A 22,406-nucleotide genomic window follows, 5' to 3' on the forward strand; every position below is an offset into this window, starting at 1 on the left:
CTTGAAAGAGGCGGAGGCCGCGCCGGCATTGGAGGGCCGGCGCGGATAAATTCGCGGCGATTATGGCGGGGTTACGCCTGGTAATCGAGAGTCTGCGCTTGAAAGATAACGCCACCTCAAGGCAGTTGCAGTGCAACCCCGCCCGGATGTTGTTTGACGATTGTGTACGGCAGAACGCTCCAGTCCACGAATCCGCAGACCGCCGCGACGTGGGCAAATGATGGCTCGAGCTTGATGCCCTGTTCCGTGAAGTACCAACCCGGATAATGCCAGGGATAATCCTCGTCGTAGCCGCAATCGTTTTCACCCTCAAGGGTGACGGTCATTTCGTTTGGGTAGAGTTTCAGCAACTGTGCGACCAACCAAGGTGCCAGTTCAGTGTTGCGGTAGTTCGACCACGCTGTCGAAGAGCCGGGTGAGCCCGCGGCGAAATCTTCATACTCCTCGTAGTGCAACGGCTTGCCCTGCCCCACCCACAAAACATCCTCAAGGGTCAGAAGCTTGCCTGTCTTGGTATCGATGTTGAGCGCGTCGTGGCTTTGATCCGGATAGGCACCGCCACAGTAATAGTCCGATGAAATCCGCACACTCATCACTGTGGGCGACATCCACAGTGGCTGGCTCCACTGCGCATAATTTCCAGAACAGCCATAAGACGACAACACTTCGCCCCACAAACGCGCCATCAATTGTTGGTTGATACGTCGACGCTCTTCGAGGGAGTAACCGGTCACCACTTCGAACAGAGAAGTGTCTGTCTTCGGCTCGGTCCACCACTGCAGCGTGTAGCCCATGAAGGTGTCGGTCTTGCCTTTTTTGAGGGTGACGCCCTGCAGTCGCAGATATTCGTAAGGGTACTTGTCGTGAAGAGTGGTGAAAAAGGGCAAGGCATCGTCGGGTACATCGGGGATGACGGCTGGTTCTAACTCGACCTTCAGGATTTTCCCAGCGGTACTCGTCCACTCGCCATACCAACCATGAGTTGTCGGCTGCAGACGAAGGGTCGGGCGCGAATCTTCCATCCGCGAACCTTCTTCCAGCATCAGTGTTTCCCCGTCCAGGGCACCGTCGAGTGGCAGATCCTTGCGATACTTCTTATAGAAGTAACGACCGTCTCCAGTGCGAGTGTTTATTTCGAGGACGATGGCCGCTTTACCCAAGGTGCCGGTGTACACCTGCGCGCCGTTGTCGGCCGACGTTGCAGTCGAGACAAACAAGCCCGTCAGAAAAAGAACAGCGAAAAGGCGTAACAATCCTCGGAACATCACTTCATCCTTGAATAAACGAGCAACTGCCCGCCAAAAGAAGCTGCGGATTATGTCGAGGTTGCGCGGGGGAATCGAGCGCTGTCGCCTTCAACTCAAGCACATGCTGATCATCACCATCAGCAACAGCCCGATGTACACACGCGCATGCACCCGATCCGGGATTCGTCCAATCCATGGCGCGGCCAATCGAATCCCGATGAGCGAGCCAACCGTCAGCACCGCAAACGCCAGCAAATCCACATACCCGACAAACCAAGCGCCCAGGTCAACCTGACTGAACCCGGCCAATGCCATGTAAGTCAGCGTCCCCGCCACTGCCACCGGCACACTCAGCGGATTGGCCATGGACGTCGCTTGCGACATGCTCAAGCCACAGCGGCGCAACAGCGGCACGGTCATGACGCTGCCTCCTACACCAAGAAACGTCGCGATGGCGCCGATGCCTACACCACCTGCGGAAGTTTCCGTAGCGCCAAGTCGGCGTGGGATGACATCTGGGTTCTGAGTGAGAAAGCCGCGTCGCAGCAGGCAGTCGACGATGGTCACGCCGAGGTAGCCGATGAATGCGTAGCGAATCACGTCGCCGCTGACCCACACCGCCGCCATTGCCCCCACGATTGCACCCAACCCGATGAACCCTCCCAACGGCCACAGGTAATGACGAATGAGATTGCCGGCGCGGCGGTGTTTGTCGGTGGCGATCAGGGCGTTGACGATCATCACGCAGGTCGAAGTGGCGACGGCGATGTGCATTGCTGACTGGCCGATCGGGTCGTCGGCGCCGTGGCTCGCGGTGAGGAGGCGATACAGCAGCGGCACCACGACGAAGCCGCCGCCGAAGCCGAACAGGACCGCGGTGATGCCGGTCAGGCAGCCGAAGAGGGTCAGCAGTAAATAGAACATGTCGAGGCGTCCGTGGTGGGAGAGCGGTCGACGATAGAGCGGCATCGCTTGGCCTGCTTCAGCAAGTCAGCCAATAATGTTTGCGTTTACGCCAATCACCGGAAAACGCCTGATGCGCAATGTTTCGATCAATCTGCTGGATGACACGCCGCGCGCGGTGGTGGCGATCGGTACGGATTATTCCCACGGTCACTTGCTGCCTTTTCACACGCATCGGCGGGCGCAGTTGTTGTACGGCGCGACCGGGGTGATGCAAGTCAGCACCCATGACGGCAACTGGGTGGTGCCGCCGCAGCGAGCGGTGTGGATTCCGCCGGGGGTGGCGCACGAGGTGTTGATGCTTGGGGTCAGCACGCGCAGCTTGTACATCGAACCGGGTGCAGTGGATTTGGGGGAGCGCTGTCAGGTGATCAGCGTGTCGCCGTTGATGCGGCATTTGCTGATGGAGGCGGTGGAAGTACCGCTTACCTATGACCTCAGCGGGCGCGATGGTGTGTTGATTGATCTGTTGCTGCATGAGTTGACGCGCAGTGCGCCGCTGCCGTTGCACATTCCGCTACCGACTGACGGAAAGCTCCTGTCTCTGTGTCAGACCTTTCTGCATCAGCCGTACGCCCACCAATCACCACAGCAGTGGGCTGACCAATTACACATAAGCTTGCGTACCTTCAACAGACTGTTTCGCCAACAAACCGGGCTGAGCTTCAGACAATGGCGGCAGCAGGCTTGCGTGGTCCTGGCGCTGGCACGTTTAGCCTCGGGTGAAGCGGTAACGCGCATCGCGCTGGACTTCGGTTATGAGAGCCCGGCGGCGTTCTCGACGATGTTCCGGCGGATCCTCGGGCAGGCACCGTCCGTCTGGTTGGAGGCGGCGAATTAGCGCAAATCAAAAAATGCGTTTGATCCCGGCCGAAAACAACTGTACAAAAACACAGTATATTTTCAATCAGCACTCTTGAGCCCGGAGCACACCATGGCCTCTCTTGCGATGAACCACATCCTCGAACGCATTGCCCTTTTCCAGTTCACCCCGACGCACTGCGTTCAGGCCCGAGCGATGCTGGGCTGGAGCGTGGAACAACTATCGCGGGAAGCTGAGGTTTCGGTTGAAGACATTCAACGCTTTGAAGCGCAGCAGGACGTAGCGGAGGCGGCGCGGCTGGCGCTGGCTTACCGGTTCGAGGCGCAGGGGCTGGTGTTCTTTCCGGGGTTTGCGCCAGGGCGTAGTGCGAGTGTTCAGAGCGTTTCGTCGGAAGCGGTGGGACGTGGGGATTTTGCGATGGCTGAGTAAGGATAAAAACATGAGCGTGATCGAAGAAAGCACAGGCAATGTTTATCAAGATTTAGGGCTTGAGCATGCAGGCGAGATGCTGCTCAAGTACGAGTACGCGACAAAATTGATCTCGCTCATCGAGTCCACCGACATAAGCGAATCTGAAGCCGCACAAAGACTGGGAATACCTCTGGAGAATCTCCAGCAAATCCTTCGTGGAAAATTCCGGGAGGTACCCGTTACTACGATGGCCGAATACAACATCAAGATTTCAGGGCTTGGTTCTGGAGCAACCGGTTCGCCCCCTTAGGCGCGAACCGTAGCCACCTGATCAGGCGCTCTTCACCACCGCCTCACTCTCCCCTTCAACCGCCAACCACCACGCCTCCCCGCGTTGCGGTTGAGCGATGTTAAACGCCTCGCCCATCTGCGGCGTGGTAATGGAAATACTGCGTTCCCACGCCAGTGCCAGGATCCGGTCGAACGGTTCGTGCCAGGCGTGCATCGCCAGGTCGAAGGTGCCGTTGTGGATCGGGAAGAGCCAACGGCCTTTGAGGTCGATGTGCGCTTGCAAGGTTTCTTCTGGCTGCATGTGCACGTGCGGCCATTCGACGTTGTAGGCGCCGGTTTCCATCAGGGTCAGGTCGAACGGGCCGTACTGTTCGCCGATGCGTTTGAAGCCGTCGAAGTAGCCGCTGTCGCCGCTGAAGAAGATCCGCGTGTCGCCGTCGATCATTACCCAGGACGCCCACAGGGAGCTGTTGCCATCGAACAGGCCACGGCCAGAAAAGTGCTGCGACGGTGTGGCGACGAAGCGGATGCCGGCAATCTCGGCGCCCTGCCACCAATCGTACTGGCGGACTTTGCTGGCATCGATACCCCATTTGATCAGGGTGTCGCCGACGCCCAGTGGCGTGAGGAACAGGTTGGTCTTGGCCGCCAGCCTGAGCACGGCCTGATAATCGAGGTGGTCGTAATGGTTGTGCGACAGGATCACCGCTTCAATCGGCGGCAACTGATCGATGCTGATCGGTGGCTGGTGGAAACGTTTTGGCCCAGCCCACTGCACCGGCGAGGCGCGCTCGGCGAAGACCGGGTCGGTGATAAAGAATTTGTCGCGCAGCTTCAGCAACAGAGTCGAGTGACCGAGGCGATAGACGCTGTGATTGGGCGCTGCCAGCAGTTCTTCCCGGGTCAACGCTTGCACCGGAATCGGCGCGGCGGGTCGGGTGTTGCGCGGTTTGTGGAAAATCATGTTCCACATGATCCGCAGCATTTTGCGTAGGCCTTCGCGTTGCACAGGTGCGTGGTTGCGAAACAGCCCCTGATGCTGCCGCGAGGCTTCAGGCGTGGATGTGTTATCCGGGAGCGAAACTGGATTGGCCATGACTGAATGACTCCAGAAAAACCGCGCAATTCGCGGTTTTTCCACGGTGGGACGATAAATGGCCAAAGCTGCACGCATAGGCCGAACTGTCTGGTTTTTAAGTTACGAGGATTAACGCAACATTACACTGCTCGGTGTAGTTTCTAGGTTGCATCAAAGCGGATGACAAGTAAACTGCCAAGTGTAATTTCATCTTTTCTCTGCCGAAGCGTACTTATGACAGCTCCACTGCGACTCACCGACCGTAAACGCGAAGCCATTATTCAGGCGGCGATTGCCGAATTCCGTGCCCACGGTTTCGAGATCACCAGCATGGACAAAATCGCGGCCACCGCCGGTGTGTCGAAGCGCACGGTGTACAACCATTTCCCCAGCAAAGAAGAGTTGTTCGCGGAAATTCTCAACCAGTTGTGGGCACGAATCAGCGCCGAGCAATCGGTGACCTACAACCGCGATCAGCCATTGCGCGAGCAATTACGGCAGATGCTGCAGGCCAAGGTGCAGCTGATGGCTGACGAGAATTTTCTGACCCTGGCACGGGTGGCAATTGCTGCGACCATTCATTCGCCGGAGCGCGCGCAGAACATGATCGAGCGCATGGGCGAGCGCGAAGAAGCTCTGACCGTATGGATTCGCGCCGCGCAGGCCGACGGTCGACTGAAAGCGGTCGATCCGGAGTTCGCCGCGCATCAGGTCCAAGGGTTGCTCAAAACCTTTGGCTTCTGGCCACAGATGTCGATGGGCCGTGCCGCTCTTGATGTCGAGATGCAGAACACCGTCGCCGAATCGGCGCTGGAGATGTTTTTGGCCTGCTATCAGCTCTAAATCGCCCTCCACCTGTAACCCGCTCCCTGCCAGTTGCCGCTGTACGAGGCATGGAGGCTTGATGGAGCGATGGGTGAAGCATTGAATTCATGTTGTCATCCACAGGTGCCAGACTTGCGAGTGGGTCTGAGTATCGGTCTGGCGCGTTATCAGCCCTTGTACAAGGATGCCCTCGACTGGCTGGACGATGCCGACAAAGCGCTGTACACCGCCAAACATAAGGGCCGCAACACCATCAGCACTGCCCTGAGCCATGCTGTGGCGGACAACGTTAGCGCCTAAAAAGTTATACAAAATTACAAATAATTACTTTCTTGTACAACTTTATGAAGTTTTGTATAAGTAGCCATCTGCCAGTTAAGGAATGCTGGCATTGAGCAGTCACCACCGAATGCCGTCCGCGCATTCGGTCTGCCAGCGCGGAAATAGGGACTGAATCCTCGATCCTCCCCCTCTTCCAGAGTACTGCGAGCATGTTCTTCAATCGCCACAAAGCCGTCGTCGACGACCTTCAGCGCACCCTCACCGAACAAGCCGGCCTGCTCGATGCGATCAATCGCTCGATGGCGGTGATCGAGTTCGACCTCGATGGCGTGGTGCTGCGCGCCAATGAAAACTTTCTCAAGACCATGGGTTACACCGCCGAACAAGCGATCGGCCAACCGCATCGGCGCTTTTGCACACCAGAGTTCGGCCGTAGTACTCAATACACTGATTTGTGGTCACGCCTGAAAAACGGCCAGTTTCAGTCCGGTACGTTTGAACGGGTCGACGGCAAGGGTCAGCCGATCTGGCTTGAGGCCAGTTACAACCCGATCAAGGATGCCTCGGGGCGTGTGGTGAAAGTGGTCAAGTACGCCATGGACGTGACCGCCAAGGTGCAGCAGGAAAGTGAGGCGAATGCCAAGTTGCAAGCGATTGACCGGGCAATGGCAGTCATCGAATTCAACCTCGACGGCAGCATTCTTACGGCCAATCAGAATTTTCTGGCGCGCATGGGTTACACCCTCGCCGAGCTGAAAGGCAAACATCACCGTTTGTTCTGCACGCCGGCACTGGTCAACAGCAGCGCCTATGAGGATTTCTGGCGGCGCTTGAACCTGGGAGAGCTTTTTCAGGGTCAGTTCGAACGCGTGGATAAACGCGGGCAAACGGTGTGGCTCGAAGCCAACTACAACCCGGTTTACGACGCTGCCGGGCGCTTGTGCAAAGTGGTGAAGTTCGCTTCCGATGTGACCACGCGAGTCGAGCAACACGAGCAGGACGCACGCAGTGCCAGCGCGGCTTATCACATCTCGGTGGCGACGCGAAAAGTCGCCGAGCAAGGCACTCAGGTGATCCAGCAAGCCGCCAGCGAAATGCGCGAAATCGCCGAGGACATTGCACAATCGTCGACGTTGATTGCGCAACTGGGGGAACGCTCCGAACAGATCACCGCCATCGTCAACACTATCCGCTCGATTGCCGACCAGACCAATCTGCTGGCTCTCAACGCCGCCATTGAGGCCGCGCGCGCCGGCGAACAAGGGCGCGGATTTGCCGTGGTTGCCGACGAGGTACGCCTGCTGGCGGGGCGTACCAGCGGCTCGACGGCGGAGATATCCACCATGATCGGCTTGATCCAGAGCGAAACCCGCCAGGCCATCAAGAGCATGGAAGGCACCCGGGGTCGTGCGGCTGAGGGGGTCGAGTTGGCGAATCAGGCGGGGACAGTGATCTTGCAGATTCGCGATGGCGCCAGTGAGGCGGTGGATGCCGTGAGCATGTTTGCCAATGAGCGGGTGCCAGGGTAATTGATGCAGAGTCGTTAGACCGAGGCGCGGCCTTCGCGAGCAGGCTCGCTCCCACAGGGAAAATGCATTCCAATGTGGGAGCGAGCCTGCTCGCGAAAGGGCCTTGAGCTGCAATGCAGGACTATAGTGACCTTCAGTCCCAAGTCCTGCCGAGAGCATCATGACCACAGATAAACCCGACGCCGCCAACACCGCTCCCGTCGATCACCTGCGCTTCCACCGCCCCCACGCCCACCTCAGCACCACCTTCGGTAACGACAAATTCGCCCTGCGCGCCGAGGCATTTGCGCGGTTCTTCGGCACGCCGATGTTTCTCGGCGCGCAAACCCTGATTGTGTTGTTGTGGGTGTGTCTGAACGTGTTTGGCGTGACCACCTTCGACGTTTACCCGTTCATCCTGTTGAACCTCGCTTTCAGCCTGCAATCGGCTTATGCCGCGCCGCTGATTCTGCTCGCACAAACACGCCAGGCTGCCCGCGACAAGGCGCAGGCCGATGCCGACGCACTACATCGTGAAGACCTGGCACAGGCCAATACCGAACGCCAGGCCCAAGCGGCGAAGAACACCGCGCAACTGCTTGAACTGCTGGAGCAGAACACCCGCCTCACCGAGATGACCAAAAACCTCACCGAACGCATCGCCAGCCTGACCAGTGAGCTGCACGATCACATGCGCCAGAATCCGCAGCGCTGATCACGGCAACCGCAGCGCCCGCCCCAGCTCATCGAACAGTGTCACCACCGAGCGCAAGGCCCGGCAATCCGGGCGAGTCAGCAGCCATAGCGCGGTGTCATAGCCGTGCAGCGGTTCGCCCAACGCCTGCAACTCATCGCCAATCAGAAAGTCCGGCAACGCCGCCACGCCGAGGCCCGCGCGAACCAGCTCCGTGACTGACAACATGCTGTTGCAGCGATAACCCGGGGTGACGCCGGGTAGATGCTGACGACGCCAGGCGATGGTCGGGTGATCGGGTAAAAAGTCATCCGGAGCGATCCACGTCAGTGCCGTCAGATCCGACGCATCGACGTTTTGCAGATAGCGCGCACTGGCGCAGACCCGGTAGGAAATCTTCGCCAGTTGCCGTCCGACCAGATGCTCCGGCGGTGTACGCGTCAGGCGCAGGGCAATGTCGGCGTCGCGGCGGCTGAGATTGGCGAAATCGTTGGAGGTGCTGAGTTCGATGGTCAGCGCCGGGTAATTGGGCATGAACTGCGCCAGCGCCGGCAGCAGCAAGCTGTGCAACACCGAATCGGTGCAGGTCAGTCGCACCGTGCCGCTGACCACTTCGCCGCCCTGCTCCACGCCGATACGCGCAGCTTCCAGTGCCTGTTCGGCGCGTTCGGCTTGCTCGGCCAGCGTCTGCGCGAGGGTTGTCGGCAGGTAACCGGCGCGGCTTTTTTCGAACAATTGCTGGCCGAGTGCAGCTTCGAGACGGCGCACGGCACGAAACACCGTCGACACGTCGACCTTCAACAGCTGCGAAGCGCGGGCCAGAGAGCCGCCACGCACCAAGGCCAGAATCAGGGCCAGATCGGGGTAGTCGAGCTGATAGTGCGTCGCTGCATTAATCACTTGGGTAAACGCCAATATCGAGTGCGTGAACGCCAATCTATAGTGAGTGCCATCAATCAACAAGCGCAGGGAATCCCCATGGAAAACAGCGCCATCCGTATCGCCCTGATTGGCGATTACGACCCGCAGGTCACCGCCCATCAAGCCATTCCCGTCGCCCTCGGGCTGGTCGCCGAACACCTCAACCGCAACGTGCAATTCGAATGGTTGCCCACCGAGCAGATCCACGCCGATACGCCGCTCGAGCGCTTCAACGGTTTCTGGTGCGTACCCGCCAGCCCTTACAAAAGTGAAGCCGGCGCACTTTGGGCGATCCGTTTTGCTCGCGAACAGCAGCGCCCTTTCCTCGGCACCTGCGGCGGTTTTCAGCATGCCGTGCTGGAATTTTCCCGCAACGTGCTGGGCTGGGTCGATGCGGAACACGGTGAAACATCGCCCGACTCTGAACGCGCGGTACTCACACCGTTGACCTGTTCGCTGGTCGAAGCGGTCGACAGTATTCACTTGGTTCCCGGGTCGTTGATCGCCAAGGCGTACGAAACGTCGCAAATTCGTGAGGGCTATCGCTGCCGCTTCGGTGTGAATCCGCTGTTCGAGCGGCAACTGTTGAATGATCGGCTACAAGCGGTCGGTCATGATTCGTCAGGGGATTTACGCGCGATAGAACTCAAGGACCACCGCTTCTTTGTCGCGACGTTGTTTCAACCAGAACGCGCCGCGCTCAAAGGGCAGATGCCGCCGCTGGTGCGCGCGTTTGTTGAAGCTTGTGGGGAGTCACGTTGATGACTTCCTGCTTTGCGGTGATTTTTACCTCGACTCGAACCGAGGGTGACAATGGGTATACCGAGGCGGCTGAGCGCATGGCCGCGTTGGTAAGTGAGCAGCCGGGGTTTCTGGGTGTCGAGTCGGTTCGTGGGGCGGATGGCGTAGGGATTACGGTGTCGTATTGGGAGAGCGAGGCAGCGATTCTGGCGTGGCGGCAGCATCCTGAGCATCGGGTGATTCAAGCGCGTGGGCGCTCGGAATGGTATTCGGCGTTTCATACGCGGGTGTGCCGGGTGGAGCGTGAGTATCGGTTCGGGCCATAAAATAGCGGCGCATTGGCGGCCGCCTTCGCGAGCAGGCTCGCTCCCACAGGGGATTTGTGACACCACGGTTCCCATGTGGGAGCGAGCTTGCTCGCGAAGAGGCCCGCACTGTCACAGATAATCTCAGCCGCGCACCAGACTGCGCACCGCGACAATCTCCGGCACTTCAACCTTGCTCATATAAACGCGCAACGGCTCGGTGATGTTGATCCGCTCATCGATATTCTGATCCAGCAACAACTGAATCAACTCGCGTTTAAGCGTCATGGTCTGCGCTGTCGCCGGCGCCCAGACAAATTCATTCACAGGAATAATGCCGTCATCGGCCACGTCCATACCGAACGAATCTTCGCTGAAGCGCACGATGTATTGACCGGTCTTGCGGTTGAGGCCGACAAAGCCCTTGAGGTCGTCGGCAGCCTGGCAGATGAGTTGGGAGGTGATGCGCATGGTAAACCTCACGAAAGATGATCGATGGTTTACACGCAGGGCAACTGAGCGGCGCGCCCTCTGCCGGGACGTCTGCCGAGAGCAAGCGTACTGCAAACCGCGCCACAAAAGTGCAGGAAAAATCGCTTTTAATACGTTTATGTCGGTCTGGCGATAGCACGCAATCGATTCAGTTGTTAAAAGATACGTCTTTGAAAATGCCCTGCGAAAGGAACTCGAACATGCCCGCCACTTTCACCAAAAGCGCTCTGGTCCTGAGCCTGCTGCTCGGCCTCGGTCAGGCGCACGCCGCCAGCCAGACTGATCCGAAAGCGATCGCTGCCACCAACGGCATCCCGCACCCGGCCGTGATTGCTCACCGTGGCGCGTCTTTCGATGCACCGGAATCCACGGCGGCGTCCTACAAACTGGCTCGCGACCTGGGCGCCGATTACCTGGAAATGGACCTGCAGCGCAGCAAGGACGGCGTGCTGTTCGCCCTGCACGACGACAATCTGCAACGTACTACTGACGTCGCCACCAAGTTCCCGGAGCGCAAGGACGCCTCGGCTACCGCGTTCACCATGGCCGAACTGAAAACCCTCGACGCCGGTAGCTGGTTCAACACCAAGTACCCGGATCGCGCGCGCCCTACTTACGCCGGACTGAAAATTCTGACACTCGATGAAATCATCGACATCGCCCAGGCTAATCCGCAACACAAGCCGGGCCTGTACATCGAGACCAAAGAGCCGCAACTGTTTCCCGGGATCGAGAAAGACCTGAAAGAGAAACTGCAGGATCGCGGCTGGCTGAGCCCGGCCGGTTCGAAACTGGCTAAAAGTGCATTGGGTGTTGGTCAGGGTAAAGGCAAGGTGATCCTGCAGACGTTCGAGAAGAACAGCCTCGCCCTGCTGGAAAAAGAAATGCCGCAGGTGCCGAAGATCCTCCTGCTGTGGGTTGGCGAAGGCAGCATCGAGCCGAAATCCAAGGTGACGTTTGCCGAGTCCGGCGAGAAAGACAAAAACGCTTTCTATGGCAAACAAGAGCCGAAGTCCGAAGCTGAGTTCAAGCAGTGGGTGGATTACGCCAAGGCCCAAGGTGCAATCGGCACCGGCCCTTCGGCGAAGCTGACCAAGGGCGGCGATCAGAGTTATTCGGATCTGGTGCAACCGTGGATGAATCAGTACACCCACGATCAAGGCCTGCTGGTGCATGTCTATACCGTCGACGAGCCGGTGGACTTCGAGAAAGTCATGGCGGCCGGTGTCGACGGTATCTTCACCAACCGCGCCAGCGAGCTGTTGAAGTTCTACAAACGCCCGGCGGCCGGCACCGTTGATCAGGTGTTGAAGAACAACGGTTTCTGAGTGAACCAGCGCGCGCCTTTCAATCAGGCGCGCGCTGAACATCAAAAGCTTTGCACATTCTCAATTACAGAAATTCCAAGCATGTTTCTCAGCCCAACTAGGGCTTCAGGTAATGCGCCACCCAATACCAGGAACGTTCTGGCGTTCTGTGGTTGGAGCTCCACACTCTGACGCGCCTGCAAAACAGCTTTGTACTTTACGCACTGATAAAGACCTCGAACGATATCCGCTTCATCTGCTGTCGAAGGCTTGACCTCAACGCCGATTACCTCCTTGCCCCGCATGAAGAAAACATCAATCACATCGCCAGATGGCAAACGATGTTCTACCTCAGTAAGTCCTCTCTTGCCTGTCAGATTAAGAATCTCGGGATGTTGGGCAACGAACAACTTGAGTCGTCTATGTTCTTCTCCCTCGCCGCCGCCGCGGCGTGAGGCTTCTGCCAACAAAGGAGCAAACACTGGTGTCAGCGGTTGCAGGTCTAGAGCCTCCAATACCTCGTTCCAGTACTGATACGCATAAACCTCCCTTAACTTGGCGTGGATAATGCTCTCTCGCTCCTTACGCGACTGTCTGCGATAGTTCTTCAGGTCATCTATAAACCAATCGATACCTTCACCCGGAATGCGGGTGGCTTTGTTTATCACCAGACTTTGCAATGGGGGGACCCTTTCTTTCCACTGCTCTTCCAGCTTTTGCAGAGACCTGCCCACACAACCCAAGACAAAGTTCAGGTTTCGTGGATTAGGCATACCCAACTCTTGCGCCAGGTCTTCATAGGTCAGTGGGGTGGTCGCCAAAGCCTGCCGAACCAGGATCGGAAATGCCAATCTCGCACGTTGTTGAAAAAGCTGATTGCCCCAAAGATTTTCCATTCCCGTCATGTCCTTGTTTCCTGTTGGTATGCAGACCGCTGATCAAAGAGCTCACTTGGATACTTGGAAAGTGAGTGATTTCCAGTTGGAGAAACACCGAATCGTTCACTTGAGCCCAGGCTCATTGATTAAGCCTGAATTAAGACAGCTTCGATACGCTGAACCCACTTGAATAGCTCAACCCATTCAAACGAACACCTAAAGGAATGAACCGATGAAAACTTTGACTGCCCTGTTTACCGCCGCTGCCCTGACTCTTACCGCTGGCCTGGCCCAGGCTGATGTTCGCGTTGACCAGATTCCGCAACTGGTCAAGGAAGGCAAGATCAAGCCACTGGAAGAAATGAACCAGGCTGCGCTGAAACTGCATCCGGGTGCGACTATTACTGACACGGATCTGGATAACCACTTCAATGGTTATGAGTATGAAGTTGAGCTGCGTTTGGCCGATGGCACTGAATGGGATGTCGACTTCGACGCCACCACCGGCAAGGTGCTGAGCAACAAGCAAGACCACTGATACCGCGCACAAGCGAAAGCCGCACGATTGAAAGATCGTGCGGCTTTTTTCATGTCTGGTGTTTGGCTTTGTTGATGTGTTGTCAGTGAGATTTTCTCCCCCTCACCTGCCCTCTCCCCCAAGGGGGGCGAGGGGGAAAGGGAGCCGATCGGGGGCTATTCAAGACCTGAGTTAGCCTCGAATTCTTGAAGCTGATCAGGAAACACCAAGGACCTGAGTACGACTCGATATTTCAGGTCGGCGTAGCTCAAATAGTCACCACGGTCAGTCCCCTCTCCCTCCGGGAAAGGGCTAGGGTGAGGGAAAAGGGCATCACGCCGAGGTACTGACCAGCGAACCGGAAGTGCTGCTGTCAGAATCCTGCAACGCCTGCAACAGTGAGGCGGTAGCGGTTGACAGGGACGCCGAGGTAGCGGTGATCTGCGCTTGTGCGGCGGCTACTTCGGCGGCTTTGGCATTAGAACTTTCCTGCTTCGCCTGCGCCGCTTGCAACGCCTGCTGTTCTTCCTGCAATTGCTTCTGCAGTTCGGCAATCTGCTTGCGCAGTTCTTTCACCGAATCCGATTCTTCGCTGTTGCTGGAACTGCTGTCACCCGCCGGAGCGGCCCCACCACCGGCGGTGACTTTACCGGTATCGGCCGTCGCACCCGTGCTGGCGGTTGCTGAGGTAGACGTGTCGTCACCAACGTCACTGATCGACGTTTTGCTGGTCGGTGCGCTGACGGTCTGATTGATAGAAACAGAAGTGATGCTGACCATGGAAAGGCTCCAATGCCGGTTATAGATAACCGGTCATCGACCACGGCCGCCTCAATTTGAGATCGACTGTGTACCGACTCGGTATCCGAATCGGTACACGCTCAATAACCTCAGGCGCTCAGGCGAGCGGTGACTTCATTGAGTTGCCCCGACAGACCATGCAGGTTCTGGCTGGCGCTTTCAGTGCGCTGGACGTTGTCGAGGTTGGTGCTGGCGATCGAGGTGATTTCGGTGAGGTTGCGCGAGATGTCCTCGGCCACCGAGGTCTGCTCTTCGGCAGCAGTAGCGATCTGACGGTTCATGTCGCGGATCGCTTCCACGGCGTGAGTGATGCGCTCCAGCATCGCGCCAGCCTGGGTCACTTGCTCAACGCTTTCATCACTGCGCGTCTGGCCGCTGTCGATGGCTTGCGCCGCATCCACCGCACCGGTCTGCACGCTCTGAATGATCTGGTTGATCTCGATGATCGACTCAGCCGTACGCTGCGCGAGGTTACGCACTTCATCGGCGACCACCGCAAAACCACGCCCGGCCTCGCCGGCCCGCGCTGCTTCGATCGCAGCGTTAAGCGCCAGCAGGTTGGTCTGTTCGGCGATGCCACGAATCACTTCCAGCACTTTGCCAATGCGGCCGCTGTCGGCTTCGAGACGACGAATCACCGTGGCGGTATTGGCGATTTCACCGCGCATCTGCGTGATCGAGTGAATGGTGCTCTGCATGACCTTTTCACCCTGCTGGGCAGACTGGTCGGCATCGTCGGCCGCACGCGCGGCATCGGCGGCGTGACGCGCCACTTCCTGCGCAGTGGCGGACATTTCGTTCATCGCCGTGGCCACCTGATCGGTGCGGTTGAACTGCTCGTTGGTGCCGCCGGCCATGGTCGTGGCGATCGCATTCAACTCACCGCTGGCGCTGTCCAGATCACTGGCGCTGCGCTGCAAACGGGTGAAGGTGTCGGCGAGGAAGTCGCGCAAGGTATTGGCCGCTGCGGCGAGGTTGCCCAGTTCATCCTGACGGTCGCTGACCACACGTTCGGCGAGTTTGCCGCGACTCAACTGAGTGACGTAATCGATGAGTTTGCGAATCGGCTCGACCAGGTTGCGGTTAACCAGCCACAGACTGAGCAGGCCGATCAACAGGCCCGACGCGAGCATCACCAGCAGCCCCAGCCACACGGTGCGATCGGCCTCGGCACTGATCAGCGCCGACTGTGCACTACCCTGCTTGCGCAACTCAGCGACCAGTTCGCTCATCTGATCGCTGGCGGCGCGGTCAACGCCTTTGACCGCCGCGTCACCCGCCGTCGGATCACCACCGGCAGCCACGTAGGCATCGCGTCCCCTCTGATAAGCGCTACCCAGTTGACGGTGTTCGTCGCGCAGGCGTTCGATGCGCGATTTCAGGCTGGGCTCAATGCCTTTCTGCCCGGCCAGTTCACCAAGGATGTTCTGCACATCGCGCTGACGATCTTCGAACTGGCTCCAGTACTTGGCCAGATCCGCCGGTTGCTTGCCGCGCAGCAGGACGTTCTTCCACTCCTGCACCTGCACCTTGAATTGCAGGTTGGCTTCGTCAATCAGTTGCGAGGTGTGCAAGGGACCGGCGATCAACTGGCTGTAGCTTTGCACGCCGTTGGAAAGGAAATGAAAACACGCCAGCGCAATCAACAGCACCGCCAGCAGGCTGCCGCTCAGCAGGGCGAGAATTTGCGCTCTCAGGGATTTTTGCAGCATCGAAAGATACTCAGGACAAGGATGAGGTACGCCCGGTAAGGCGTGAAATTGTGCCGGACATCCATGTCGGCGAGCCTTGGTTCATGGCCAATGGCGCGCAACCTAACGCACCTGTGATCGGCGCGCCAGAGCGCTTCTTGAAGAAAACCAGACCACCGGTAAGTCGCTGATTTGACGTCACTTTGCTGTCACATAAACGTCATGTGACATTGCGATGATGCGGCTCAGTGAACCTGCCATTTGCGCGACCGACGCACCCTCCTCGCAGCGAGCCCTCATGAACCACAGCCTCGACATCAGTCATCGCGATCCTGATCTGTTTGGCCTGCTCTACGGCTTTCGTTTCCTGCCCGGCGAACGGGGCCGCGAAGTCGATTCGGCCACGGCGCTGCGCTGTTTGCAGGACGACAATGAAAATGGCGAATTCCTTTGGCTGCACCTCAATCTTGCCCACGCGGCGTGCGAGCGCTGGATGAAAAGTCATCTGCAATTGCCCGAAGAGTTTTTCGAGGCGCTGCACGAAGGCTCGCGTTCGACGCGCATCGAGCATGTCGACTCGGCGTTGCTGGCGGTGGTCAACGATGTGGTGTTCAACCTGAGCAGCATGGTCTCGTCGGACGTGTCGACGCTGTGGGTCTGTGTGCGCAGCAAACTGATCGTCAGCGCGCGTCTGCAACCGCTGCACTCGGTGGACAAATTGCGCTCGTCGGTGAAGGCCGGCGAACGCTTTCGTTCGCCCTCGGAACTGCTCGTGCATCTGCTGCGCGATCAGGGCGAAGTGCTCACGCAGATCGTGCGCAAGACCAGCCTGAGCGTCGACCAGGTCGAGGACGAATTGCTTTCCTCGCGGTTGTCGACCAACCGCGCTGAACTCGGTGCCAATCGCCGCGTGCTGGTGCGTCTGCAACGATTGTTGGCACTGGAGCCGGGGTCGTTGCTGCGTCTGCTCAACCGGCCGCCGCCGTGGTTGCAGAAGGAGGACGTCAAGGAACTGCGCAAATCCACCGAGGAGTTTGCGCTGATCATCAACGACCTCACCGCCCTCGGTGAGCGGATCAAATTGCTCCAGGAAGAGATCGCCGCCAACCTCAACGAACAGAGCAACCGCACGCTGTTTACTCTGACCGTGGTGACGGTGCTGGCGCTGCCGATCAACATCATTGCCGGTTTTTTCGGGATGAATGTGGGCGGCGTGCCGTTGTCGCAGGATCCGGAGGGGTTCTGGATATTGGTTGCGCTGGTGGCGACGTTTACCGTGATTGCCGGGCGTTGGGCGTTTCGCAAGCGCGGGGATTATTGACCACGGAATGCACCGCTCATCCCCTGTGGGAGCGAGCCTGCTCGCGAAAGCGATCTGTCATTCAACAATGATGGTGACTGACACTCCGTCTTCGCGAGCAGGCTCGCTCCCACAGGGGACCTCAACGGCTTAAGACCGACGGTTGGATTAATCAGCCAAACACTGACATGGCGCAGTCTCTCTGTAACATTCTGCAACGATCATGGGCGACATTCCTTTCCTCGCTCAGGATTGTCCGCTCATGGCTACTCCCTCCCTGACCGCCAGCCCCGCGTCCGCCGCTAGCGGCAGGCCTGCCCTCGACAAGAAAACCGGCCCGTTTACCTACGTGATCTTTTTCGCCGTGCTGGCGATGGGAATGCTGTTCACCGCCTACAGCCTGATGCACGACATGCACGAACTCGGCACGGTGGTCACCACCTGGACGCCGTTTCTGCTGCTCGGCGTCGCGCTGCTGATTGCCCTGGGTTTCGAGTTCGTCAACGGTTTCCATGACACCGCCAACGCCGTCGCGACGGTGATCTACACCCACTCGCTGCCACCCAATGTCGCCGTGGTCTGGTCGGGATTCTTCAACTTTCTCGGCGTGCTGCTTTCGAGTGGCGCGGTGGCGTTCGGCATCATCGCGTTGCTGCCGGTGGAGTTGATTCTGCAGGTCGGTTCGTCCGCTGGCTTCTCGATGATTTTCGCCCTGCTGATCGCGGCGATCCTGTGGAACCTCGGCACCTGGTGGCTGGGTTTGCCAGCCTCGTCGTCGCACACCTTGATCGGTTCGATCATCGGCGTCGGTGTGGCCAATGCCCTGATGCACGGCCGTGACGGCACCAGCGGTGTCGATTGGGCGCAGGCGACCAAGATCGGTTACGCACTGCTGCTGTCGCCACTGGTGGGTTTCGGCTGTGCGGCGCTGTTGCTGCTGGCGCTGCGTGCGTTCGTGAAGAATCGCTCGCTGTACAAGGCGCCGGAAGGCAACACGCCGCCGCCATGGTGGATTCGCGGTTTGCTGATTCTGACCTGCACCGGTGTGTCCTTCGCTCACGGCTCCAACGACGGGCAGAAAGGCATGGGCCTGATCATGTTGATTCTGGTCGGCACACTGCCAATGGCCTATGCCTTGAACCGCACCATGCCGGAAGAACAATCGCTGCAGTTCGCCGCCGTGGCGCAAGTCACCCAGCAAGCGCTGGTGAAAAGTGCACCGCTGCCGACGCCGGCCGATCCGCGTGCAGTGCTCTCCGATTACGTGCGCAGCAAGGACGCCACGCCGCAACTGATCCCCGCCCTCGCCGCCCTCACCGGGCACATCGGTGAAGAAGTCAAAGGTTACGGTTCGCTGGCAAAAGTCCCGGCCGAAGCCATGGGCAACGTGCGTAACGACATGTACCTGGCCAGCGAAAGCATTCGCCTGATGGACAAGAACAAGGTCGGCAATTTCGACGCCGACACCAGCGGCAAACTGCAGTTGTTCAAACAGCAGATCGACAACGCCACGCGGTTTATTCCGCTGTGGGTGAAGATCGCCGTGGCCATCGCGCTGGGACTGGGCACCATGGTTGGCTGGAAGAGGATTGTGGTGACGGTCGGCGAGAAGATCGGCAAGACCCATCTGACCTATGCGCAAGGTGCCTCGGCGGAAACCGTGGCCATGCTCACCATCGGTGCGGCGGACATGTTTGGTTTGCCGGTGTCGACGACGCACGTGTTGTCCTCGGGCGTGGCCGGGACCATGGTTGCCAACGGTGGCGGGTTGCAGATGAAGACCATCCGCAATCTGTTGATGGCGTGGGTGCTGACCCTGCCGGCTGCGATTCTGCTGTCGGGCAGCCTGTACTGGCTGTTCACCCAGATCTTCTGACGGACGAAGATCCCCTGTAGGAGTGAGCCTGCTCGCGATAGCGGTGTATCAGTCAACATTGATTAAACTGACCCACCGCTATCGCGAGCAGGCTCACTCCTACAGTTTTGACCGGAGTTCAGGTTTAGAGCGCAGAGCGGATCAGATCGCCCAGCCAATCCATAAACACCCGCACCCGCAACGGCAAATGCCGCTGTCGCGCATACAGCAATGAAATCCCCATCGCCGGCGCGGTGAATTGCGGCAGCACGGTCACCAGTTCGCCGTTTTCCAGATGCGGCTGCATGCCGGTTCGCGGTACCTGCGTCAGACCGAAACCGCCGAGGCACGCCGACTCGTAAGCGTCAGTACTGTTGACCGTAATGCTGCCCGCCATCGGCAAGCGTTTAACCTGACCGCCCTCCTCGTACACAAAACCTTCCGAACGCGAACCGAGCACGCCAACGTAATGCACCAGCCGGTGCTGCGCCAGATCCTCCAGCGTTTGCGGCACGCCGTAGCGCTCGAGGTACGCAGGGCTGGCGCAGTTGACCATGGAAAAGTCACCGAGATGTCGCGCGACCACCGATTGATCCGGCTGCGCGCCGATGCGCACCACGCAATCGAAGCCCTCGCTGAGCAGATCGACGCGGCGGTCGGTGCTGCTGATTTCCAGCTCAAGATTCGGGTGACGATCCATGAACTGCGGCAAGCGGGGCATGATCAGGCGCCGCGCGAGAATGTTCGGCAGGTCGACACGAATGCGCCCGGTCAGAGAGGCCTCGTCCTGACGAAACAAGCCCTCGATCTCATCCATATGCGAGAGCAGATCCTTGCTGCGTTCGTACAGCACCAGTCCGTCCTGCGTCGCCTGCACCTTGCGTGTGGTGCGTTGCAGCAAGCGCGTGCCGAGTAACGCTTCCAGCGCCTGCACATGTTCCGACACGGTTGATCGCGGCAGCCCGAGACTTTCCCCGGCGAGGGTGAAACTCGACAGTTCGCTGACTCGGACGAAGGTGCGCAGCAGTTCCAGTTTGTTCATTAGGCACCTGTCGATTGTTCGGCTAAGCCGATCAGTGATTCCGGTTTCACTCTGTTTATCACCTCACGGCGGATAAATAAACTGAGCCCATCACCACTCACCGCAATCGAGGAAGCCTCCATGAACCGTAAAATCGCATTGATCACCGGCGCCAGCCGTGGCCTGGGCAAGAACGCCGCTCTGCACCTCGCCGCTCAGGGCATCGACATCATCGGCACTTACCACAGCCGTGCTGATGAAGCTCAGGCACTGGTGAGCGAAGTGCAAGCACTCGGCGGCAAAGCCGTGATGCTGCAACTCGATGTTGGCCGCAGCGAAAGCTTTGCCGATTTCGGTACACGTGTTGTGCAGGCGTTGCAGCAGACTTTCGACCGTCAGCGTTTTGATTTCCTGATCAACAACGCCGGGGTCGGCCTGCATGTCAGCTTCGCCGAGACCAGCGTTGAGCAATTCGACATGTTGGTGAACGTGCATTTCAAAGGGCCGTTCTTTCTGACTCAGCAACTGCTGCCGTTGATTAACGACGGCGGTCGGATCATCAACATCTCCAGCGGCCTCGCGCGTTTCACCCTCCCCGGCGCCAGTGCTTATGCGGCGATGAAAGGCGCGATTGAAGTGCTGACCCGCTATCAGGCGAAAGAACTGGGCGCGCGGCAAATTGCCGTGAACACCTTGGCGCCTGGCGCCATTGAAACCGACTTTGGTGGCGGTACCGTGCGCGACAACGCGGCAGTGAATGCGATGGTTGCCGAAAATACCGCACTGGGCCGCGCCGGTCAGCCGGATGATATTGGCGGAGCATTGGCGTTGTTGCTGTCGCCGGGTGCGCAGTGGATCAATGGTCAGCGGGTCGAGGCATCCGGCGGCATGTTTCTCTAACTAACGCTGAGACACCTTCACATGTAGGAGCTGCCGAAGGCTGCGATCTTTTGATCTTGATTTTTAAGGGCAAGATCAAAAAATCGCAGCCTTCGGCAGCTCCTACACGGGGAACGAGGTTAGTTCTGACAGGCGTTGCGGGTCATAAAGCGCTCACGCACCACGTCATAGCCCCAGTGATACACATAGGTGTACGGCAGGAAAAACAGCAGCACGCCGATGTCGAGCAAAAACGCCTGCCACAGGCTGACCGACAGCCACCAGGCAATCAACGGCACGCCCATCACGATCAAGCCCCCTTCGAACAGCAGCGCATGCACCACCCGCACCCAGGCGTTGTGCGCAACATTCATGCGTTCCAGCAGACGGTCGAAGAAACGGTTGAACACCACGTTCCAACCCAGCGCCAACAGGGCGATCAACACCGTCACGGCGCCCATTTCAAGCATCGGCTTTTTCATGATCCACGCCAGCAACGGCGTGCAGATCAGAATCGCCAACAGTTCGAAACCGATGGCCTGGAAAATACGTTCAGTGATGGATTTGTTGGCAGTCATGGCCTGACTCCTTGAGTGAAGATGGTTGCCATGATCTATCTTGATACCGATACTTCATAACCAATAACCATCGATCAAGGCGATAGTTGATGATCTCTCAGGAAGTGCTGCTGGCGTTTGTCCAGGCGGCCACACAAGGCTCGTTTTCGGCTGCGGCGCGTAAACTCGGGCGCAGTCAGTCGACCATCAGCGCGGCGGTGGCTAGCCTTGAGATTGATCTGGACCTGGTGCTGTTTGATCGCAGCAGCCGCAAACCGACCCTGACGCCGGCCGGGCATGTGATGCTGCAACGCGCCGAGGCGATTCTGGCGGCCAGCAGTCGCCTGGAAATGACCGCACGGCAGTTGTCCCAGGGCGTCGAAGCGAAGCTGACGGTGGCGATTTCCGATACCTATCAGTCGGACCGTTTTGAAGCGGCGTTGGTGGGGTTTGAGCAGCGCTATCCGGATCTGGAGCTGGAATGTTTGATCGCTGAGTGCGATGACCTGATCGAGCTGGTACAGCGCGGTCGCGCGCATCTGGCTTTCGCGGAAATGCAGGAAAATTATCCAGCGGATCTGGCGACGTCGACGGTGGCGGAACGCACGGAAATCGCCTTGTTCGTCAATCGCGACCATGCGCTGGCCAAGCTTGACCACATTGATCAGCAGATCCTCGAGCAGCATCGCGAATTGCGTCTGGCGACCATCGTCAATCCGTATGACAGTCGTGGCAAAGGTCGCGTGTGGTCGGCGCCGAGTTATCTGATGTTGCTGGAGATGGCCGAGAAAGGTTTTGGCTGGGCGCCGTTGCCGCGCTGGCTGGCGCAGCGCTTTGGCAATGATTTGCTGGTGGAATTGAAGGTGCGCGGCTGGCCGAAACCGGTGTTTGTCGATGCGTTGTGGTCGCGGCTGTATCCGCCGGGGCCGGCGGGGAGCTGGTTGTTGAGCAAGATGCTGGAATAGCGGCGCTGCTGATCGCTGGCAAGCCTGAAGTCAAAAGCCCCTCACCCCAGCCCT

At 58.6% G+C, this 22,406-nt stretch carries 24 protein-coding genes and 1 pseudogene; 15 read left to right on the forward strand and 10 right to left on the reverse strand.

The window, feature by feature from the left end; genetic code table 11:
• Positions 1 to 116: 116 nt before the first annotated feature.
• Together PspR84_RS21885 and PspR84_RS21890 are read right to left on the reverse strand one after the other, a co-directional pair.
• The gene (locus tag PspR84_RS21885) at positions 117 to 1,265 is read right to left on the reverse strand and encodes a hypothetical protein (RefSeq protein ID WP_160059104.1); all 1,149 of its coding nucleotides are present in this window, start codon (positions 1,263 to 1,265) and stop codon (positions 117 to 119) included.
• A gap of 90 nt (positions 1,266 to 1,355) precedes the next feature.
• Positions 1,356 to 2,171 (reverse strand): sulfite exporter TauE/SafE family protein, encoded by an 816-nt coding sequence (locus tag PspR84_RS21890; protein WP_160059105.1) that lies wholly within the window; start codon positions 2,169 to 2,171, stop codon positions 1,356 to 1,358.
• A gap of 112 nt (positions 2,172 to 2,283) precedes the next feature.
• Here PspR84_RS21890 and PspR84_RS21895 point away from each other — a divergent pair, with 112 nt between their 5' ends.
• From PspR84_RS21895 to PspR84_RS21905, 3 genes are all read left to right on the forward strand, one after another.
• On the forward strand, positions 2,284 to 3,051 hold the full coding sequence (locus PspR84_RS21895; protein WP_160059106.1) for a helix-turn-helix transcriptional regulator: 768 nt from the start codon (positions 2,284 to 2,286) through the stop codon (positions 3,049 to 3,051).
• A gap of 93 nt (positions 3,052 to 3,144) precedes the next feature.
• Positions 3,145 to 3,462 (forward strand): XRE family transcriptional regulator, encoded by a 318-nt coding sequence (locus PspR84_RS21900; protein WP_160059107.1) that lies wholly within the window; start codon positions 3,145 to 3,147, stop codon positions 3,460 to 3,462.
• A gap of 10 nt (positions 3,463 to 3,472) precedes the next feature.
• Positions 3,473 to 3,754 (forward strand): XRE family transcriptional regulator, encoded by a 282-nt coding sequence (locus PspR84_RS21905; protein WP_160059108.1) that lies wholly within the window; start codon positions 3,473 to 3,475, stop codon positions 3,752 to 3,754.
• Positions 3,755 to 3,775: 21 nt separating this feature from the next.
• Here PspR84_RS21905 and PspR84_RS21910 read toward each other — a convergent pair whose 3' ends face one another.
• On the reverse strand, positions 3,776 to 4,831 hold the full coding sequence (locus PspR84_RS21910; protein WP_160059109.1) for an MBL fold metallo-hydrolase: 1,056 nt from the start codon (positions 4,829 to 4,831) through the stop codon (positions 3,776 to 3,778).
• 216 nt (positions 4,832 to 5,047) lie between these two features.
• Between PspR84_RS21910 and PspR84_RS21915 the strand changes: the two genes are divergently transcribed.
• The 4 genes and pseudogenes from PspR84_RS21915 (at position 5,048) to PspR84_RS21930 (ending at position 8,143) form a co-directional block, all read left to right on the forward strand.
• Entirely contained in the window at positions 5,048 to 5,656 is a 609-nt protein-coding gene (locus PspR84_RS21915; RefSeq protein WP_160059110.1) for a TetR/AcrR family transcriptional regulator, read from the forward strand.
• 96 nt (positions 5,657 to 5,752) lie between these two features.
• Positions 5,753 to 5,938 (forward strand): annotated as a pseudogene (locus PspR84_RS21920) (diguanylate cyclase); the annotation flags it as partial.
• Between the two features lie 191 nt (positions 5,939 to 6,129).
• Complete coding sequence (locus PspR84_RS21925; RefSeq protein ID WP_160059111.1) at positions 6,130 to 7,449, forward strand: PAS domain-containing methyl-accepting chemotaxis protein; 1,320 nt, start codon at positions 6,130 to 6,132, stop codon at positions 7,447 to 7,449.
• Between the two features lie 160 nt (positions 7,450 to 7,609).
• On the forward strand, positions 7,610 to 8,143 hold the full coding sequence (locus PspR84_RS21930) for a DUF1003 domain-containing protein (RefSeq protein WP_160059112.1): 534 nt from the start codon (positions 7,610 to 7,612) through the stop codon (positions 8,141 to 8,143).
• Here the strand turns inward: PspR84_RS21930 and PspR84_RS21935 are convergent, their stop codons facing one another.
• On the reverse strand, positions 8,144 to 9,085 hold the full coding sequence (locus tag PspR84_RS21935; protein ID WP_160059113.1) for a LysR family transcriptional regulator: 942 nt from the start codon (positions 9,083 to 9,085) through the stop codon (positions 8,144 to 8,146).
• A gap of 15 nt (positions 9,086 to 9,100) precedes the next feature.
• Between PspR84_RS21935 and PspR84_RS21940 the strand changes: the two genes are divergently transcribed.
• Both PspR84_RS21940 and PspR84_RS21945 read left to right on the forward strand, forming a co-directional pair.
• The gene (locus PspR84_RS21940; RefSeq protein ID WP_160059114.1) at positions 9,101 to 9,805 is read left to right on the forward strand and encodes a CTP synthase; all 705 of its coding nucleotides are present in this window, start codon (positions 9,101 to 9,103) and stop codon (positions 9,803 to 9,805) included.
• Positions 9,805 to 10,110 carry an antibiotic biosynthesis monooxygenase gene (locus tag PspR84_RS21945; protein ID WP_160059115.1) on the forward strand — a complete coding sequence of 102 codons (306 nt, stop codon included), beginning with the start codon at positions 9,805 to 9,807 and terminating at the stop codon, positions 10,108 to 10,110. The genes PspR84_RS21940 and PspR84_RS21945 overlap by 1 nt, the downstream gene beginning before the upstream one ends.
• 123 nt (positions 10,111 to 10,233) lie before the next feature.
• On the opposite strand, the gene PspR84_RS21950 is transcribed toward PspR84_RS21945, so the two are convergent.
• A complete protein-coding gene (locus tag PspR84_RS21950) occupies positions 10,234 to 10,560 on the reverse strand; it encodes a DUF2025 family protein (RefSeq protein ID WP_116029935.1) in 327 nt (108 codons plus the stop codon).
• Between the two features lie 221 nt (positions 10,561 to 10,781).
• Here PspR84_RS21950 and PspR84_RS21955 point away from each other — a divergent pair, with 221 nt between their 5' ends.
• Complete coding sequence (locus PspR84_RS21955) at positions 10,782 to 11,909, forward strand: glycerophosphodiester phosphodiesterase (protein WP_160059116.1); 1,128 nt, start codon at positions 10,782 to 10,784, stop codon at positions 11,907 to 11,909.
• 41 nt (positions 11,910 to 11,950) lie between these two features.
• Here PspR84_RS21955 and PspR84_RS21960 read toward each other — a convergent pair whose 3' ends face one another.
• Positions 11,951 to 12,793, reverse strand: coding sequence for a hypothetical protein (locus PspR84_RS21960; protein WP_160059117.1), 843 nt, complete (start codon positions 12,791 to 12,793; stop codon positions 11,951 to 11,953).
• Between the two features lie 205 nt (positions 12,794 to 12,998).
• On the opposite strand from PspR84_RS21960, the gene PspR84_RS21965 reads away from it, so the two are divergent.
• Entirely contained in the window at positions 12,999 to 13,304 is a 306-nt protein-coding gene (locus tag PspR84_RS21965) for a PepSY domain-containing protein (protein ID WP_160059118.1), read from the forward strand.
• A 312-nt stretch (positions 13,305 to 13,616) separates the two neighbouring features.
• Here PspR84_RS21965 and PspR84_RS21970 read toward each other — a convergent pair whose 3' ends face one another.
• The gene (locus tag PspR84_RS21970) at positions 13,617 to 14,063 is read right to left on the reverse strand and encodes a hypothetical protein (protein ID WP_160059119.1); all 447 of its coding nucleotides are present in this window, start codon (positions 14,061 to 14,063) and stop codon (positions 13,617 to 13,619) included.
• A 110-nt stretch (positions 14,064 to 14,173) separates the two neighbouring features.
• The gene (locus PspR84_RS21975; RefSeq protein ID WP_160059120.1) at positions 14,174 to 15,796 is read right to left on the reverse strand and encodes a methyl-accepting chemotaxis protein; all 1,623 of its coding nucleotides are present in this window, start codon (positions 15,794 to 15,796) and stop codon (positions 14,174 to 14,176) included.
• A gap of 277 nt (positions 15,797 to 16,073) precedes the next feature.
• Here PspR84_RS21975 and PspR84_RS21980 point away from each other — a divergent pair, with 277 nt between their 5' ends.
• Both PspR84_RS21980 and PspR84_RS21985 read left to right on the forward strand, forming a co-directional pair.
• Positions 16,074 to 17,096, forward strand: a complete 1,023-nt coding sequence (locus tag PspR84_RS21980) for a transporter (protein ID WP_160059121.1) — start codon at positions 16,074 to 16,076, stop codon at positions 17,094 to 17,096.
• Between the two features lie 241 nt (positions 17,097 to 17,337).
• On the forward strand, positions 17,338 to 18,951 hold the full coding sequence (locus PspR84_RS21985) for an inorganic phosphate transporter (protein ID WP_077574219.1): 1,614 nt from the start codon (positions 17,338 to 17,340) through the stop codon (positions 18,949 to 18,951).
• Between the two features lie 124 nt (positions 18,952 to 19,075).
• Here PspR84_RS21985 and PspR84_RS21990 read toward each other — a convergent pair whose 3' ends face one another.
• Positions 19,076 to 19,972: a LysR family transcriptional regulator gene (locus tag PspR84_RS21990; RefSeq protein WP_160059122.1), complete on the reverse strand. Its 897-nt coding sequence runs from the start codon at positions 19,970 to 19,972 to the stop codon at positions 19,076 to 19,078.
• Positions 19,973 to 20,092: 120 nt separating this feature from the next.
• Between PspR84_RS21990 and PspR84_RS21995 the strand changes: the two genes are divergently transcribed.
• Positions 20,093 to 20,851, forward strand: coding sequence for an SDR family oxidoreductase (locus tag PspR84_RS21995; RefSeq protein ID WP_160059123.1), 759 nt, complete (start codon positions 20,093 to 20,095; stop codon positions 20,849 to 20,851).
• A gap of 119 nt (positions 20,852 to 20,970) precedes the next feature.
• On the opposite strand, the gene PspR84_RS22000 is transcribed toward PspR84_RS21995, so the two are convergent.
• Positions 20,971 to 21,408: a multidrug/biocide efflux PACE transporter gene (locus PspR84_RS22000; protein WP_160059124.1), complete on the reverse strand. Its 438-nt coding sequence runs from the start codon at positions 21,406 to 21,408 to the stop codon at positions 20,971 to 20,973.
• A gap of 89 nt (positions 21,409 to 21,497) precedes the next feature.
• On the opposite strand from PspR84_RS22000, the gene PspR84_RS22005 reads away from it, so the two are divergent.
• Positions 21,498 to 22,352 (forward strand): LysR family transcriptional regulator, encoded by an 855-nt coding sequence (locus PspR84_RS22005; protein WP_160059125.1) that lies wholly within the window; start codon positions 21,498 to 21,500, stop codon positions 22,350 to 22,352.
• Positions 22,353 to 22,406: the final 54 nt, after the last annotated feature.

The organism is Pseudomonas sp. R84 (assembly GCF_009834515.1).
GTDB lineage: Bacteria > Pseudomonadota > Gammaproteobacteria > Pseudomonadales > Pseudomonadaceae > Aquipseudomonas.

Bases quoted from the DNA above. Each gene is read 5' to 3' on its own strand.
- PspR84_RS21960 (WP_160059117.1), bottom strand. From the start codon at position 12,793: ATGACGGGAATGGAAAATCTTTGGGGCAATCAGCTTTTTCAACAACGT.
- PspR84_RS21915 (WP_160059110.1), top strand. From the start codon at position 5,048: ATGACAGCTCCACTGCGACTCACCGACCGTAAACGCGAAGCCATTATT.
- PspR84_RS21985 (WP_077574219.1), top strand. From the start codon at position 17,338: ATGGCTACTCCCTCCCTGACCGCCAGCCCCGCGTCCGCCGCTAGCGGC.
- PspR84_RS21905 (WP_160059108.1), top strand. From the start codon at position 3,473: ATGAGCGTGATCGAAGAAAGCACAGGCAATGTTTATCAAGATTTAGGG.
- PspR84_RS21995 (WP_160059123.1), top strand. From the start codon at position 20,093: ATGAACCGTAAAATCGCATTGATCACCGGCGCCAGCCGTGGCCTGGGC.
- PspR84_RS21980 (WP_160059121.1), top strand. From the start codon at position 16,074: ATGAACCACAGCCTCGACATCAGTCATCGCGATCCTGATCTGTTTGGC.
- PspR84_RS21900 (WP_160059107.1), top strand. From the start codon at position 3,145: ATGGCCTCTCTTGCGATGAACCACATCCTCGAACGCATTGCCCTTTTC.
- PspR84_RS22005 (WP_160059125.1), top strand. From the start codon at position 21,498: ATGATCTCTCAGGAAGTGCTGCTGGCGTTTGTCCAGGCGGCCACACAA.
- PspR84_RS21975 (WP_160059120.1), bottom strand. From the start codon at position 15,796: ATGCTGCAAAAATCCCTGAGAGCGCAAATTCTCGCCCTGCTGAGCGGC.
- PspR84_RS21930 (WP_160059112.1), top strand. From the start codon at position 7,610: ATGACCACAGATAAACCCGACGCCGCCAACACCGCTCCCGTCGATCAC.
- PspR84_RS21990 (WP_160059122.1), bottom strand. From the start codon at position 19,972: ATGAACAAACTGGAACTGCTGCGCACCTTCGTCCGAGTCAGCGAACTG.
- PspR84_RS21950 (WP_116029935.1), bottom strand. From the start codon at position 10,560: ATGCGCATCACCTCCCAACTCATCTGCCAGGCTGCCGACGACCTCAAG.
- PspR84_RS21965 (WP_160059118.1), top strand. From the start codon at position 12,999: ATGAAAACTTTGACTGCCCTGTTTACCGCCGCTGCCCTGACTCTTACC.
- PspR84_RS21890 (WP_160059105.1), bottom strand. From the start codon at position 2,171: ATGTTCTATTTACTGCTGACCCTCTTCGGCTGCCTGACCGGCATCACC.
- PspR84_RS22000 (WP_160059124.1), bottom strand. From the start codon at position 21,408: ATGACTGCCAACAAATCCATCACTGAACGTATTTTCCAGGCCATCGGT.
- PspR84_RS21940 (WP_160059114.1), top strand. From the start codon at position 9,101: ATGGAAAACAGCGCCATCCGTATCGCCCTGATTGGCGATTACGACCCG.
- PspR84_RS21925 (WP_160059111.1), top strand. From the start codon at position 6,130: ATGTTCTTCAATCGCCACAAAGCCGTCGTCGACGACCTTCAGCGCACC.
- PspR84_RS21885 (WP_160059104.1), bottom strand. From the start codon at position 1,265: ATGTTCCGAGGATTGTTACGCCTTTTCGCTGTTCTTTTTCTGACGGGC.
- PspR84_RS21945 (WP_160059115.1), top strand. From the start codon at position 9,805: ATGACTTCCTGCTTTGCGGTGATTTTTACCTCGACTCGAACCGAGGGT.
- PspR84_RS21895 (WP_160059106.1), top strand. From the start codon at position 2,284: ATGCGCAATGTTTCGATCAATCTGCTGGATGACACGCCGCGCGCGGTG.
- PspR84_RS21910 (WP_160059109.1), bottom strand. From the start codon at position 4,831: ATGGCCAATCCAGTTTCGCTCCCGGATAACACATCCACGCCTGAAGCC.
- PspR84_RS21955 (WP_160059116.1), top strand. From the start codon at position 10,782: ATGCCCGCCACTTTCACCAAAAGCGCTCTGGTCCTGAGCCTGCTGCTC.
- PspR84_RS21970 (WP_160059119.1), bottom strand. From the start codon at position 14,063: ATGGTCAGCATCACTTCTGTTTCTATCAATCAGACCGTCAGCGCACCG.